At 58.3% G+C, this 14,424-nt stretch carries 12 protein-coding genes and 7 tRNA genes; 4 read left to right on the top strand and 15 right to left on the bottom strand.

Annotated elements, in window-relative coordinates:
• Positions 1–1,551: 1,551 nt before the first annotated feature.
• The 15 genes from NKF27_RS06120 to NKF27_RS06055 form a co-directional block, all read right to left on the bottom strand.
• Positions 1,552–2,067 (bottom strand): hypothetical protein, encoded by a 516-nt coding sequence (locus NKF27_RS06120; protein WP_253555712.1) that lies wholly within the window; start codon positions 2,065–2,067, stop codon positions 1,552–1,554.
• A gap of 190 nt (positions 2,068–2,257) precedes the next feature.
• Positions 2,258–3,529: a hypothetical protein gene (locus NKF27_RS06115; protein ID WP_253555711.1), complete on the bottom strand. Its 1,272-nt coding sequence runs from the start codon at positions 3,527–3,529 to the stop codon at positions 2,258–2,260.
• A 226-nt stretch (positions 3,530–3,755) separates the two neighbouring features.
• Positions 3,756–3,962: a DUF427 domain-containing protein gene (locus tag NKF27_RS21215; protein ID WP_367399252.1), complete on the bottom strand. Its 207-nt coding sequence runs from the start codon at positions 3,960–3,962 to the stop codon at positions 3,756–3,758.
• A 658-nt stretch (positions 3,963–4,620) separates the two neighbouring features.
• Positions 4,621–4,708, bottom strand: a tRNA-Ser gene (locus tag NKF27_RS06110).
• Between the two features lie 164 nt (positions 4,709–4,872).
• Positions 4,873–5,475 carry a YiiD C-terminal domain-containing protein gene (locus NKF27_RS06105; protein WP_253555710.1) on the bottom strand — a complete coding sequence of 201 codons (603 nt, stop codon included), beginning with the start codon at positions 5,473–5,475 and terminating at the stop codon, positions 4,873–4,875.
• 6 nt (positions 5,476–5,481) lie between these two features.
• The gene (locus NKF27_RS06100) at positions 5,482–6,042 is read right to left on the bottom strand and encodes a nitroreductase (RefSeq protein ID WP_253555709.1); all 561 of its coding nucleotides are present in this window, start codon (positions 6,040–6,042) and stop codon (positions 5,482–5,484) included.
• Positions 6,043–6,165: 123 nt separating this feature from the next.
• A complete protein-coding gene (gene queF, locus NKF27_RS06095) occupies positions 6,166–7,020 on the bottom strand; it encodes an NADPH-dependent 7-cyano-7-deazaguanine reductase QueF (RefSeq protein ID WP_124802430.1) in 855 nt (284 codons plus the stop codon).
• Between the two features lie 68 nt (positions 7,021–7,088).
• The gene (locus NKF27_RS06090) at positions 7,089–7,862 is read right to left on the bottom strand and encodes an ABC transporter permease (protein ID WP_045993708.1); all 774 of its coding nucleotides are present in this window, start codon (positions 7,860–7,862) and stop codon (positions 7,089–7,091) included.
• A complete protein-coding gene (locus NKF27_RS06085; protein ID WP_124802432.1) occupies positions 7,859–8,803 on the bottom strand; it encodes an ABC transporter ATP-binding protein in 945 nt (314 codons plus the stop codon). Before NKF27_RS06085 ends, NKF27_RS06090 begins: the two co-directional genes overlap by 4 nt.
• A 394-nt stretch (positions 8,804–9,197) precedes the next feature.
• A tRNA-Gly gene (locus NKF27_RS06080) sits at positions 9,198–9,272 on the bottom strand.
• A gap of 53 nt (positions 9,273–9,325) precedes the next feature.
• A tRNA-Glu gene (locus tag NKF27_RS06075) sits at positions 9,326–9,401 on the bottom strand.
• Positions 9,402–9,404: 3 nt separating this feature from the next.
• Positions 9,405–9,479, bottom strand: a tRNA-Gly gene (locus NKF27_RS06070).
• A 27-nt stretch (positions 9,480–9,506) separates the two neighbouring features.
• Positions 9,507–9,582: transfer RNA gene (locus tag NKF27_RS06065), tRNA-Glu, on the bottom strand.
• A 4-nt stretch (positions 9,583–9,586) separates the two neighbouring features.
• Positions 9,587–9,661, bottom strand: a tRNA-Gly gene (locus NKF27_RS06060).
• A gap of 40 nt (positions 9,662–9,701) precedes the next feature.
• Positions 9,702–9,777 (bottom strand) — tRNA-Glu (locus NKF27_RS06055).
• A gap of 305 nt (positions 9,778–10,082) precedes the next feature.
• Here NKF27_RS06055 and msrB point away from each other — a divergent pair.
• The 4 genes from msrB (at position 10,083) to htpX (ending at position 14,210) form a co-directional block, all read left to right on the top strand.
• Positions 10,083–10,481, top strand: coding sequence for a peptide-methionine (R)-S-oxide reductase MsrB (gene msrB / locus NKF27_RS06050; protein ID WP_045994885.1), 399 nt, complete (start codon positions 10,083–10,085; stop codon positions 10,479–10,481).
• Between the two features lie 271 nt (positions 10,482–10,752).
• Complete coding sequence (ylqF, locus tag NKF27_RS06045; protein ID WP_253555708.1) at positions 10,753–11,787, top strand: ribosome biogenesis GTPase YlqF; 1,035 nt, start codon at positions 10,753–10,755, stop codon at positions 11,785–11,787.
• A 108-nt stretch (positions 11,788–11,895) separates the two neighbouring features.
• On the top strand, positions 11,896–13,125 hold the full coding sequence (locus tag NKF27_RS06040; protein ID WP_045994887.1) for a pyridoxal phosphate-dependent aminotransferase: 1,230 nt from the start codon (positions 11,896–11,898) through the stop codon (positions 13,123–13,125).
• A gap of 185 nt (positions 13,126–13,310) precedes the next feature.
• On the top strand, positions 13,311–14,210 hold the full coding sequence (htpX, locus tag NKF27_RS06035; protein WP_045994888.1) for a protease HtpX: 900 nt from the start codon (positions 13,311–13,313) through the stop codon (positions 14,208–14,210).
• Positions 14,211–14,424: the final 214 nt, after the last annotated feature.

Below are 14,424 nucleotides of genomic sequence, written 5' to 3'. Positions count from 1 at the left end.
TAAGCTGACCGATCTTATGATCGGATGAATGTGCCTGCGAATTATATACGGCTTTTACAGAAAATTTTCCGGAATATCGTCTCTAGAACGTCAACTTAATCACCAGTTTCATCAGAATAGACTAGAGTTCAACTTTCGGCCATAAACGGACGTTCAAAATTTGCTCATATAACTCCGAAGTTAGGCTTCATAAGATTATTGACAAATGAATCCACTTCCAGGGACTCCAGCACACCAACATGGGGACCCGGGAGGTCCGGGATTCACAGCTATTTGACACCATTTTCTACCCCATTGATCACAACAATATAAGCTTTGCTGCCGCGAGTGATCAGGAAATCGGTCTAAACTCCCCCTGTTTCGACTTACCTGACAGTCGGTTGTGTCGGTTCCAGTAGGACAAAGATTTGGTTCATCACATTCTCCGTCACGGGCGTACTCGCAACTATCCGGGCCTGAAGGCCTTAGCTCTTCGTCGCTACGAGTGCTCAGAGGACGCTCCTCAACTGGATCTCGCCTACTAGAACCAGCATCATCTTCAGCACCACATCGTGGGTCAGATTCGCAGGCATTTGTCCAGCCACTGGTAATGGCCGCTAATCGGTCATGCTTGGCTGGATGTGTAGCTGTTCCTGAGGGGCTTCCAAGTTCATCCATAGCAGTGCGAGCGTCATCTAAACTGGCTCCCAATCGTTGCAAGATAAACCCTGAATAGTAATCAGCCTCTAGCTCGATTCGAGGACGGCTACCACGGTTATCAAGAGTATGGCCGTTGAGATGGTGACCTACCTCATGAGCCATTATACTGATAGGTGCCCATGTATTATTGGTGCTTCTGCGAGTATTTTGCATGAAGTGTTGGTTATACAGAATATATCGCCTCTCTCCTCTTATTACTGCAGCAGCGTTTGGCACTCCTGCGGCGTGAACTGCGAAATTCTGGACCAACCCGGAAGCATCAACGATATCTTGAATAACTCTCTCAGCTTCTCGGTCAGATGAAAAGGTTATAACCGTCTCCGGAACTTGCTCACCAAAGTAGCTACAGGCTTCCCCCGTCTCAACTTCCTCAAATACCTGCCCCCAAATAATTGACGGCAGCGTGAGTGAAAGTAGTGGGAACAAGAATCTAGCAGTTTTTTTGATCGTGATTTTCATTCCACTCCCCTTACTAAGATGCCCAATAGATATTAGGCCGCATGCTTGCATAAACACCTGAACGCGCCCGTACGTTCTACAATGTTATACCGCATGTCACCTGCCCCCTAATCTACTGAAACACTTAATATTTAGTATAGCTCGGCAACATAACACCAACAATCTTGTATGCAGCATTACACGACTGAACGATCATGTATCCTTTGCCGACATGGTCTCTTTGGGTCGTCAGCCTCTATACTAGCTCAATCAGCGTAGCCTGAAGTTCGGCAGTCGGCCATGAGCGGACATTCATCTCAATCTAGTATACGCTTGAGTTTATCCGCAGGCCGTCAGGCCTAATCATCGGCAACAATGACTTGTTGAGCTGCAATGCGAGCACAACTCTGATGGTCATGCTAAAATAGCAATGAACACCTCTTCGAAAAGTATAAAAAATGTCGCGACGACAGAAGATAACACAAATAGTAACAACCCGTAAAATTGGCAAAGATCCGGGTGCTTGGCTAGCTGAAATGCACTTTTTCGCAAATTTTCAGATTGTTTTTGCAACTCATCTTTAGCGCCTTGTGGTGACATCTGATCATCCCGATCTAGCTCATGTATTTTTTCAATAAAACCAGCAACTCTTCGAGAAAAACTTGCTCGTCGAATCTGGGCAATGAGAACAGCAAATACAAACATCAAGAGGGATATGCAAAGCATCAACACAATTAAAGCAAGATGAGGAGAGAGAGACTCTGCTCCTTGAAGCTGCCTATATCCAGCAAGTGCGGCGATGCTCGCCAGCACGAGTGTTGTAAACCAACGAACATTGGCATCAATATCGGCGAGGTCTCGAGAGGCGTTGGAATGCAGTGTCGTGGTAAGTGACAACATTTGCTCTTTAAAATTGGAATCAATAGCCATTTTCAAGCCCTCACTAGACTAGACCTGTATCTTACCACCGCCCAATGCCGCACCAGCTCCATCAGCGTAGCCTGAAGTTCGGCATCCGGCCAGAAGCGGACCTTCAGTGAGTGCTGATTAGCGCCTGGGCTCAGCCGCCGTTTTTAGCGACAGCGAAAAACGGTCAGCTGCAGCCCCTTGTTCAGCATTTTCAATCTAATCCCGCGACAGCAAGCAATTCATCCCTATCTTGGTTATCCAACCAAATCAGAAAACTCCGATCCACTACGTTCAGCCGAAGATTAGTTTGATCGTAATCGAGAACCATAGGTTTGATGTCTTTCTTTATTTGCAGGGCAGCTGCAGATTGCAGTGCCTGCGTCACATTTCCCTGGTTTAGCGAATCAGCCCTAGGGTGGTGTTGCCGCAATGTGTCACGGATAGCTTTTTGTCTTAGACCAAAATTTAGGTCACTTGTATTACTTGTAAGCACCGGGTAAAGAAGCCACCTGTGCATTTCAAGCTCAGTCGCTTGAAAACCGTCGGCGAATTGAGTTATGAAGGAATTGAATCTACCTGACTGCTGATTGACTACGTCCTTGACTATAGCCTTTGCATCCAAGTCTTCACCGATACACTTAATTTCATCCTGAGTACTATAGATCCCGCTTTCAACGCAACAGCGATGACATGCCTCTTGGACCACATGAACGCTATTGAAACAGGATGAAAGAAGATCGTTTAGAAAATTAGCGGAAAACTCTACATTCAATAGCGCAGCGCCGCTATTGATCACTTCTTCCAGTTCTTCACGCTCCCATTTATCTGCATCAATCGACAGTACTCGACCAGTTAGATCACCGTTATAAACAGATAATCGATTTTCCTCCAGCCACACGCCAACTATAAGGAAACAAATACCTGAGTTTTCATGAAATGCTTTCAGTGCGACCGAAAAATCTTTTTGGGTCTCCACAGGAAGATAATGAAAATCTTCAAGCACGATAAACTTTGTGAACCGAATGCTCTCAAGAGCACTAATGATATCGTTAACATCCTCAGGCTCTAGTTCAAGCGGTTGGGTTGCTATCTCTTGACCTTCTTCCCTTTCCGCCTCAGCCCCGCCAGTTGCCCCAGCACCAAAAATACTTGCCTTTATAGAGGCAAAAATTTTGTATTTTCCTGAGCTACTCTTTGTATTTGATAAAGTAACCTCAAAACCACATTTTTTCAAAATCGCAGAATGCAGGTCGTCCAGCATCCACTTATTTGAGCAGTGAACTGTGATGTAATCGCCTTGTTGAAGACAATGCTTTCTCAGGCTTGTTTTACCTTGTTTAGAGCTTCCATAAATGACGAGATGCCGGTCTCGGCTCAAACTATCGACAAACACTTTATCTGCAGAGTCGCGCTCCTGATAATTCAAGGGAAGCTCACGAGTTATCCCGAACACATCGTCAGTTCTATGAGTCGCTTCTGGCACATCACTCTCCTTATAACGCTTGCCGGATAGTCATTATCCTTACTTGCACGCACATGTGATTTTAACAACATTATACCGCACGCCACCCAGCCCTTGGTCAACTAAAATTCCACAATATCAAGTATAGCTTTGCAGTATAATTCCCCATCAAAGTGCAGACTACATAATACCAATTGAGATGCTCGCTGCCCGTATCGAAAAGGCCGCTTTGGGTCGGTAGTAGACTTCACTCGAACCTCAACCGCTCGCTGGTCGGCTGCTGATAACTCCAAGCTACGTGAGGGTTTGTGTCGTGGGAGTAGCAATTGGTATCGCCCTTCAACAGGCAGTGGGTCACCTTGGGATCTGCAACCAAGGTGTCGCCGGCATAGATGGGTACCCGGCACGAATGCGGGGACAGGTTGATACGTGGCGCCCTTGAAGAGTCGGACATAGCGCAGTTACTTTGCGTCATACCTTATATACGACCCAGCGTACCAGCTTGACACCGGTTGTCACCTGCTATTGGCAAGTTTTCATCTACGCAATTGTTAATAATCGACAGGGTTGCGTCATCGCCTGCTCTGCTGCTGGGTGGCTTTCCCAGCAAGCCACAGCAGCGTGGCGACGGTGATTAGGTCCCCGCTCTCCATATCACGAAAGCGCGCCGCATGGGGCTTCCGGGAACAGGTATCGCCATGGTTCAGAAAACCACCACGCTACCCGAATGAGCTATCTCGTTCACGCGACACAAGAAAGCATAGTGCTCCGTGCACGTGGATCGTCCCAAGAAACACCTCTTCCAAATCCTGGATCGCCAGTAGATCGGAGTGGTTGGCCACATGGGCCACCTACCTGAACGCCTTTTCGTTGTTCTGGCTAAGGTGTCTGATGTTTAGCTGCCGATCACCCTATGCCAGGCTCGGCACCGTCAGTGACAGCAGAAGCATTGGAAAAGGAAAGCGGTGGGAAGGTGCTGCAAAGGGACGTACTGTCCAACAGTGTCTTGGGAAGGCTTATGAAAGCCAGGCACAAAGTATGGGCTGAAGTATGGGCCGTGAGGGTATAGAAAAAACAAAAACTTCTAAAATCAGCAGCTTATCTATATTCAGTGGCGGAGGGGGAGGGATTCGAACCCTCGAAGCCTTTCGACTTACACACTTTCCAGGCGTGCTCCTTCGACCACTCGGACACCCCTCCGCATTGTCATCCCGAGAAACATGATGCCCGCGTTGCGCGGTGCTTATCCCTCAAGACGGCGCATACTTTATCGCCTTAAGTTCTCGATTGCAAGCCGTTTTTCGGCTTACATCAGATTCGTCGTGTAGCCGTTCCGGGTCTGATGGCGAAGCGGCGCGATGGCGTCAGCGTGCTGCGATGGGAGGCTCGCTGGCCAGCACGGCGTAGTCACCCCTCGCTTCCAGGCACAGGGTGTCGCCGCACCACAGCTGCTGGACCAGGGGTATGCGACCCTTGCCGCGTTCCGCCAGGCGCTGCTCCAGCGCCGCTTCGGCGCCTGTTTCCCTGCCGACCTGCCCGGCACTACCCTGCCCTGCCGCACCACTGGCATCAACATCTGAGGAGCCGCTCGCCTCGGGTCGGCAGATCAGGCGGTAGTCGCCGGTCACCGGGGCGAGAAAGCGTTGGCTGGCCTCGGCCACCACCACGTCGCGGTTGTAGCCTCGACGGCGCAGCCACAGGGTGGTCCAGCACCAGCCGAGCAAGGTGGTCTGGGCGGCCAGCGAGCCGCCAAAACCGGTGCCCTTGTCGTTGAGGTTCGGGGTCAGGGCTAGCTCCCAGCGCAGCGAGTCCTGGTCGCGCGCCATGCAGGTGATGCCAAGCGATCCGACCAGGGGGATGGCCTCACCCAGCCAGTCGAGAAAGGCCCCGGGGTCGTCCTCGCCTCCCTCGGGCGGCAAGACGGGCCGCGGGTGGGCCGTGCCAACGCGTCTGATCAATTCATCCATGAGGGGTTAGTCCCAGCGCTCGACAAAGTCCTCACTATCATGACAGGCGATGGGCTTGTGGCGGCCACCGAGCTGGCCGATGTAGATAAAGGCGACCAGTTCGTCGTCGTCGCCGAGCCGCAGGCCCTTGCGCACGGTGTCGTCGAAGGCGTACTTGCCGCTGCGCCACATGGCGCCGAGCCCCAGGGCGTGGGCGGCCAGCAGGATGCCGTGGGCAGCGCAGCCAGCGGAGATGACCTGCTCGATCTTCGGCACCTTGGGTACGTCCGGGTCCACCTTGGCGACGACGCCGATGATCATGGGTGCGCGCTTGGGCTTCATTCGAGCGCTGTTGAGGCACTCGTCTGTCGCCTTGGGGTCTTCGCGAAATTCGGCCTCGGCGAACAATTCACCCAGGCGATCGAGCCCCTCGCCGGAGAACTCGATAAACCGCCAGGGTCTGAGCTCCTTGTGATCCGGTGCGCGCAGGGCGGCGCAGTAGATCGCCTCGAGTTGTTCACGGCTGGGGGCCGGTCCCATCAGCTTGCCCATGGAGCTGCGCTCTTGCAGCAGTGTCATTGCATCCATCGTGTCACTCCAGAGGGTCCGAGCCCTGTCACTGTTCAGCGATCGAGAATTCTTCGCATTACCCTACCAGATCACTCGGGTATTGTCTGTGGCGCTATCGCTATCGCCCTGAGCCATTGCCGACTACTGGCGCGCCAGGCGCAGCGGCGTGGGCGGTGTCTCGCCGGGAGTACCGCGCCAGGGGCTGATGTCGAGACCACCGCGGCGCACGTAGCGTGCCAGCACCAGAAGCCGTTCTGGGCGAGCCTTGTCCATCAGGTCCATGAAGATATGCTCGACGCAATGTTCATGGAAGTCCTGGTGCTGGCGATAGCCGACGATGTAGCGCAGAAGGCCTTCCCGATCGAGCCGGGGACCGCGGTAGCGGATCATCACGCTGCCCCAGTCGGGCTGGCCGGTCACCGGGCAGTTGGACTTGAGCAGGTGGGACGTCAGCGTTTCCTCGACGATCTCATCACTGACCGAAAGGTGCTCCGGGCTCGGCGTATAGTCGCTGATCTCGATGTCCTGATCGTCGATGCACTCCCCCGGCAATGGGCGCGGGTTGAGCTCGGCGTCGTCCACCGCCAGGATCTCCACGCTGAGCTCGGCCCCGGCGGCCTCGCTCAGGTCGCGCTTCAGCGTTTCGATCAGTTCGTCGTGGCCTGCAAAGCGGGTTTGATTCAGGCTATTGAGGTAGAGCTTCCAGGATTTGGACTCGATCAGCCGGGGTGAGCTTGCCGGCAGGCGAAAGCGTGCCACGGCGACACAGGGCTTGCCCCTGGGCGTCAGCCAGGACAGCTCGAAGGCGTGCCATTCGTCCTCGCCGACGAAGGGCAGCGCGCCCTCCTCGATTCCCAGCGGTTTGCGGTTGGCGGCGCGTTCGATGGGAAACAGAAGCTGCGCATCGTAGCGCTCGGGATAGTCCGACTCCCGCCCCAGGGGCGCATCGGTCAGGGTGTCGGGGCGGTGGTGGGGATCCCGAGGGATAGTGGACATGGCAATACCTGAACAAGAGAGAGTCCGAGAGACAAACGGCGACCGGCCGCCCGAGGCGGCCGGTGCGATCAACTGCGAATGCCCTTGCCGTTTTCCAGCATCCACAGTGCAATGGCGAACAGCACCACGATAAAGCCGAAGATAGCGGCGAGCGCCCAGCCGACCGGGATGTCGGAGACGCCAAGGAAACCGTAGCGGAAGACGTTGACCATGTAGAGGATGGGGTTGAGCATCGAGGCGCCCTGCCAGAAGGCCGGCAGCAGCGAGATCGAGTAGAAGACCCCACCCAGGTAGGTCAGCGGCGTCAGCACGAAGGTCGGCACGATGGAGATATCGTCGAACTTCTTGCCGAGCAGCGCATTGATGAAGCCGCCGGTGGCGAACAGTGCCGCGGTCAGGATCACCACCCCGATGGTCAACAGCGGGTGGGCCACCTCGATGCGGGTAAAGAACAGCGACACCCCGGTGACGATGATGCCGACACCGAGCCCGCGCGCCATGCCGCCGAGGATAAAGCCCGCCAGTATCACCCAGTTGGGCATCGGCGAGACCATCATCTCCTCGACGCTGCGCTGGAACTTGTTGGAGAAGAATGACGAGGCCACGTTGGAGTAGCTGTTGGTGATCACCGACATCATGATCAGCCCCGGGACGATGAAGTCCATGTAGCTGTAGCCGTCCATCTCACCGATGCGCGAGCCGATCAGGTTGCCGAAGATGATGAAGTACATCGTCATGGTGATCGACGGCGGCAACAGGGTCTGCGGCCAGATCCGGGTAAAGCGCCGGACTTCCTTGGCTACCAGGGTCCACAGGGCGATCGCGATCTGACTCGGGTTCATCCTCTCAGCTCCTTGTCGGCGTTGCCGCTTTCCACCATGGACACGAACATTTCCTCCAGTCGGTTGGCCCGGTTGCGCATCGACAGCACCCGCACGCCGTCTGCCTTGAGGGCATCGAAGACGTCGTTGAGGCACTGCCCGCGATGCACCATCACCGATAGCTGGGCGCTGTCCACCTGCTTGACCTCGAAGCCTTCGATGGCGGGGGCATGATCGATGGGTTCGGCCAGATCCAGCAGGAAGGTCTCGGTGTCGAGCTCACTCAGTAGCTCGCGTACGCTGGTGTTCCTGACGATCTCGCCGTGGTTGATGATGCCCACGTTGCGGCACAGGCTCTCCGCCTCTTCCAGATAGTGGGTGGTCAGGATAATGGTGGTGCCTTCCTCGCGGTTGATGCGCCGCATGTACTCCCACATGCTGCGACGCAACTCGATATCCACCCCGGCGGTGGGCTCATCGAGGATCAACAGCTTGGGACGGTGCATCAGCGCGCGGGCGATCATCAGGCGGCGCTTCATGCCGCCGGACAGCATGCGTGCGCTGCCGTTGCGCTTGTCCCACAGGCTGAGATCTCTGAGCAGGCTTTCCGCCCGAGGCAGGGCTTCACGGCGAGGCATGCCGTAGTAGCCTGCCTGGGCCAGCACGATATCGATGACCCGCTCGAACTGGTTGAAGTTGAACTCCTGCGGCACCACCCCGAGATGGTACTTGGCCCGGGCGAAGTCCTCGTCGATATCAATGCCGAAGATCTTTACCTGGCCGGCGGTCTTCTGCACCAGCGAACAGACCACGCCCAGGGTGGTGGACTTGCCCGCCCCATTGGGGCCAAGCAAGGCGTAGAAGTCGCCCTGCTGGACGTCGAGGTCGATGCCCTTTAGGGCCTTGAAGCCATTGCCGTAGACCTTGGTCAGGCCTCGAATGGACAGAGCCGGTTCGGCCATGAGGGATCCTTGGTGTCAGGGTTGAAAGCTTGGGCTTTGAAGCATGAGATCGGACGCCAAGCGCTGCACGCCTTCGCTAGCTTGCCTGTCGCGGGTGACTCGACGTTGACGGTTGGCATCGGCTTGCCCAACCCGTCGCGATCGCGCCGTGCCGAGCGACGGGATTCGCTATTCGATAGAAGGCTTAGCATATGGGGTCGGTCGGGAGCATCTTCAACCGGACAAAGCGGCAAATGCGGCGTCGACGCAAGGGGCACTCGATGGTCTTACGCCGGACTCGCTTCGCGCAAGCACAAAAAAATCGCCGATCAACGCGATGATTCGCGTCGCTCAGGCGACTGTTGCTGCTTCTGGCGATGTGCTTTCCACAGGTATTTGAGACGCTTCTCGATACTGGAGCGGGAAACGAGATTCGAACTCGCGACCCCAACCTTGGCAAGGTTGTGCTCTACCACTGAGCTATTCCCGCTTGATCGATGCAGTCCGACGATGTCTTCATCGTGTCCTGCCTGCGCTGCGAAGTGGCGTCCCATAGGGGGTTCGAACCCCTGTTCCCGCCGTGAAAGGGCGGTGTCCTGGACCACTAGACGAATGGGACGCATGGAGCGGGAAACGAGATTCGAACTCGCGACCCCAACCTTGGCAAGGTTGTGCTCTACCACTGAGCTATTCCCGCAAACGCATCGCAAATTGTACCGGAAAGTGGCGTCCCATAGGGGGTTCGAACCCCTGTTCCCGCCGTGAAAGGGCGGTGTCCTGGACCACTAGACGAATGGGACGCATTGGAGCGGGAAACGAGATTCGAACTCGCGACCCCAACCTTGGCAAGGTTGTGCTCTACCACTGAGCTATTCCCGCGCTGCGCACTACTGCCGCATTCCGGCCTCGAGATTCGAGTTGGCGTCCCATAGGGGGTTCGAACCCCTGTTCCCGCCGTGAAAGGGCGGTGTCCTGGACCACTAGACGAATGGGACGCATCCGCCTCGTCTCATCTCGAGGTGGCGCGTATGTTACTGAGCACCCTCAAAAGTGTCAACCCCGGCTGAAGGATTTCCTGCTCGATTCAGCGCCCTTCTCTATATAAGCTCTTTCTATACGCATTTGCTCTCCATCGACGCTTTAGCCACCCTCCCCTGCATCGTGGAACGCAGGAGTTGGTCAAACTGCAGCAAACGTCTTAGCTTGAATACCGAGGCTGCGACTTTGATGCAGTCGTGGGTGCCGCAGCGACGCGAACCACGATGCGCAAGCCTCGACCGAACGTCACGGGAGACCGTCCATGCGCAAGAAGATCGAGAAGTCCGACGCCGAATGGCGAGAGCAGCTTACCCCGGAGCAATACCACGTCACCCGCGAAAAAGGCACGGAACGTCCCTTTACCGGTGACTACCAGATCACCGAGGTGCACGGCATCTATCACTGCGTGTGCTGCAACGCCCCCTTGTTTGAAAACGAGCACAAGTTCGACGCTGGCTGCGGCTGGCCCAGCTTCGACCGCCCGCTGTCCTGCGAAAGCGTGCAGCGCCACGAGGACACCAGCCACGGCATGCACCGCATCGAGGTCACCTGCCATCGCTGCGATGCCCACCTGGGCCATGTGTTCCCCGACGGGCCGACCAGCACCGGAGAGCGCTTCTGCATCAATTCGCTGGCCATCGACTTTCATGAGGGGGAGTAGGCGTTGCGCCCTCCCCCGGCCTCCGCCCCAGACGCATCTCTCCCCTTGCCCCTTCCCCCCTCGCTGCAAGCCCCTGTGCCCGCCGCCAGGTTTTTATCGGCGGGCCTGGCGCGCTTGTCGCCCGGAGCTTGCGGCCTCGCCTCCCGCCGTGTGCGACCCTGCCCTCCATCATCTGCGGCCTTGTCATCCACCGCTCGCGACATTTGCCTCGCATTTCCATAAGATGGGGAGCCCTTTGCGCAACACCCTTTAGAAAAGGCAGGAGAACGAGATGCTGGGCTGGTTTCCGGGACACATGAACAAGGCGCGACGCCAGATTCTCGAGGCGCTGCCGGAAATCGACGTGGTCATCGAGGTGCTGGACGCGCGCCTGCCCTATTCCAGTGCCAACCCGATGCTGGCGAGCCTGACCCGCCACAAGCCGGTACTGAAGATCCTGTCCCGAGCCGACCTGGCCGATCCTGAGGGTACCCGCGCCTGGACCGCCCACTTCGACGCCCTGCCAGACACCCGCGCCCTGGCGGTGACCACCACCAATACCCGCGAGCTCAAGCGCATTCCCAAGCTGTGCCATGAACTGGCTGGCCAGGTGCGTGCCGACCGCGACGTGCGGGTGATGGTGATGGGCATCCCCAATGTCGGCAAATCGACGCTGATCAATGGTCTGGCGGGACGCACCATCGCCAAGACCGGTAACGAACCGGCGGTGACCAAGCGCCAGCAGAAGGTACGCATCCAGGGTCGCGTGGCGCTGACCGACACTCCGGGCGTGCTGTGGCCAAAGATCGAGGATCAGGCCAGTGCCTATCGTCTGGCGGCCAGTGGCGCCATCCGCGATACCGCCATCGACTATGTCGATGTGGCCCTGATCACCGCCGCCGAGCTGGCCAAACGCTATCCAGAGGCGCTCAAGGCACGCTATAAACTCAAGGCGCTGCCGGCCTACGAGGCCAATCCCGACGCCGACAAGGTCGAGGCCGACGGAGACGCTCGCCCGGACCTGATGGCGCTGGCCGGCTTCGACGGCCACGCCATCCTCGCCGAGATCGCCGCCAAGCGCGGTGGCCTGCGCGCCGGTGGCGAGATCGACCTGCACCGCGGCAGCGAGGTGCTGTTGCACGAACTGCGTGACGGCAAGCTCGGGCGCCTGACCCTGGAGACCCCGGAGGACATCCCGACGCCTGAGGAAGCCGCCGTCGAGGCCGCAGACGATGCCTTGGAAGACGGCTCGCAGGATGTCGCAGAAGGCGCCTCGAAGGCAGCACCTGCCCAGGGTGCCCAGGGCGAAGCGGCGAGCGACGACTAGGCCGCACGCCCGGCCACCGCCGCCCCGGCAACGCATCGACAGGACTCACCAACAACGACACTCCCGCCACGGCGGGCACGGACACACGGACCCAGCGAGACCCGCGCCATGGACACGCCCACCCTTTCCAAGTCTCACAAGCTCGACAACGTCTGCTACGACATCCGCGGGCCCGTGCTCGAGCACGCCAAGCGGCTGGAGGACGAAGGACAGCGCATCCTCAAGCTCAATATCGGCAACCCGGCGCCGTTCGGCTTCGAGGCGCCGGAAGAGATCCTGCAGGACGTGATGCGCAATCTGCCCACCGCCCAGGGCTACTGCGACTCCAAGGGGCTCTACTCGGCACGCAAGGCGATCATGCAGGAGTGCCAGCGCAAGGAGATCCCTGGCGTAGGCATCGAGGACATCTACATCGGCAACGGCGTCTCCGAGCTGATCGTGATGGCCATGCAGGCGCTGCTCAACGACGGCGACGAGGTGCTGATCCCGGCCCCCGACTATCCGCTGTGGACCGCTGCGGTGAACCTGTCCGGTGGGCGTGGCGTACACTATCTGTGCGACGAACAGGCCGACTGGGCGCCGGCGATGGACGATATCCGCGCCAAGGTCACCAGCCACACCCGCGCCATCGTCATCATCAACCCCAACAACCCCACCGGTGCGGTCTACCCCCCCGAGGTGCTGCGCGAGCTGCTCGACATCGCCCGTGAGCACAACCTGGTGGTGTTCTCCGACGAGATCTACGACAAGATCCTCTACGACGACACCGTGCACGTGGCCACCGGGGCACTGGCCAGCGAAGACCAGCTGGTGGTGACCATGAACGGTCTGTCCAAGAGCTACCGCTGCGCCGGCTTTCGCAGCGGCTGGATGACCCTGTCCGGGGCGGTGGCACGTCAGCGCGCCAACGACTTTATCCAGGGCCTGACCATGCTGGCCTCGATGCGCCTGTGCGCCAATGTGCCCGCCCAGCACGCCATCCAGACCGCACTGGGGGGCTACCAGTCGATCAACGACCTGATCCTGCCCGGCGGGCGCCTGCTGGCCCAGCGCGACATCACGGTGGAAAAGCTCAACGCCATCCCAGGGGTCAGCTGCACCACGCCCAAGGGGGCGCTCTACGCCTTTCCGCGCCTGGACCCCAAGGTCTTCAATATCCAGGACGACCAGCAACTGGTGCTGGACCTGCTGCTGCAGGAGAAGATCCTGCTGGTCCAGGGTACCGCCTTCAACTGGCCCGACCCGGACCACGTGCGCATCGTCACGTTGCCCTGGGCCGATCAGCTCGGCGACGCCCTGGATCGCTTCGCCCGCTTCCTCTCGCGCTATCGCCAGTAAGCGGTCACGTCGACGTCATCGCCGGGTGCCAGCATCGAATCCGCTATCTCGACGCTGGCACGGCGATAGCGTCATCCGCGCCCGGGCGCTTGAAACTTGTCGCTCCAGGGCTTATCTAAGCATCTGATTCCTCCCGTCGAGCCAATTGGCTCGGCAGGTTTCCTTCCTTACGGAGAATGTCGGCAATGATGAGAATCCTGCTCTTCCTGGGCACCAACCTGGCGGTGATCCTGGTGGCGAGTATCACCCTGCGCCTGCTCGGCGTGGAGCCCTACCTCAACGCCCAGGGCATCAACTTCAACAGCCTGCTGATCTTCTGCTTCGTGTTCGGCATGGCGGGTTCCATGGTGTCGCTGTTCATCTCCAAGTGGATGGCCAAGCGCTCCACCGGCACGGTGATCATCGAAAATCCCTCCAACGCCACCGAGCAGTGGCTGGTCGACACCGTCGCCGAGCTGGCCCGCGAGGCCAACATCAAGACTCCGGAGGTCGGCATCTTCCCGGCCCAGCAGTCCAACGCCTTTGCCACCGGCTGGAACAAGAACGATGCCCTGGTCGCGGTGTCCGCCGGCCTGCTCAATCGCATGCAGCCCGAAGAAATCAAGGCGGTGCTGGCCCACGAGATCGGCCACGTCGCCAACGGCGACATGGTCACGCTTGCGCTGATTCAGGGCGTGCTCAACACCTTCGTGATGTTCTTCGCCCGGGTGGTCGCCCAGGTGGTCGACAGCTTCCTGCGGCGTGACGACAACGAGGGCCTCGGCTTCTTCGGCTACATCGCCGTGGTCATGGTCGCCGAGATCGTGTTTGGCATCCTGGCCTCGATGATCGCCGCCTGGTTCTCGCGCTTCCGCGAGTACCGCGCCGACGCCGCCGGGGCCAAGCTCGCCGGTTCCGGCGCCATGATCAATGCCCTGGCTCGACTCAAGGCCGAGACCCAGATGCCCGACCAGATGCCGGACACCCTGACCGCCTTCGCCATCACCACCGGCCAGACCCGCAAGCTGATGGAAAAGCTGTTTGCCAGCCACCCGCCGCTGGACGACCGCATCCGCGCGCTCAAGGAAGCCGCCTACCGCCAGTAAGCGCACACTTGATACGCTCGAAACGCCCCCGCCCGGCCCTGCCTGGCGGGGGCGTTGTCGTTGGAGCCGGCATGCACTTACTCCTCTCGGCACACCCAGGATCGCTTCGCCATTTGCGCGTACGCCTCGTCACGACAATAGTTAAGCAGCGTACAACGAGGCGTTCTGGCCGCACGGCCAGCGGCCTGCAACGATCTATTGAAAACACGAGGGT

This window comes from Halomonas sp. DN3, assembly GCF_024137905.1.
Taxonomy (GTDB): Bacteria; Pseudomonadota; Gammaproteobacteria; order Pseudomonadales; family Halomonadaceae; genus Halomonas; species Halomonas litopenaei.
The sequence above is the reverse complement of the archived record's forward strand: the minus strand, read 5'-3'. Positions and strand labels throughout refer to the sequence as shown.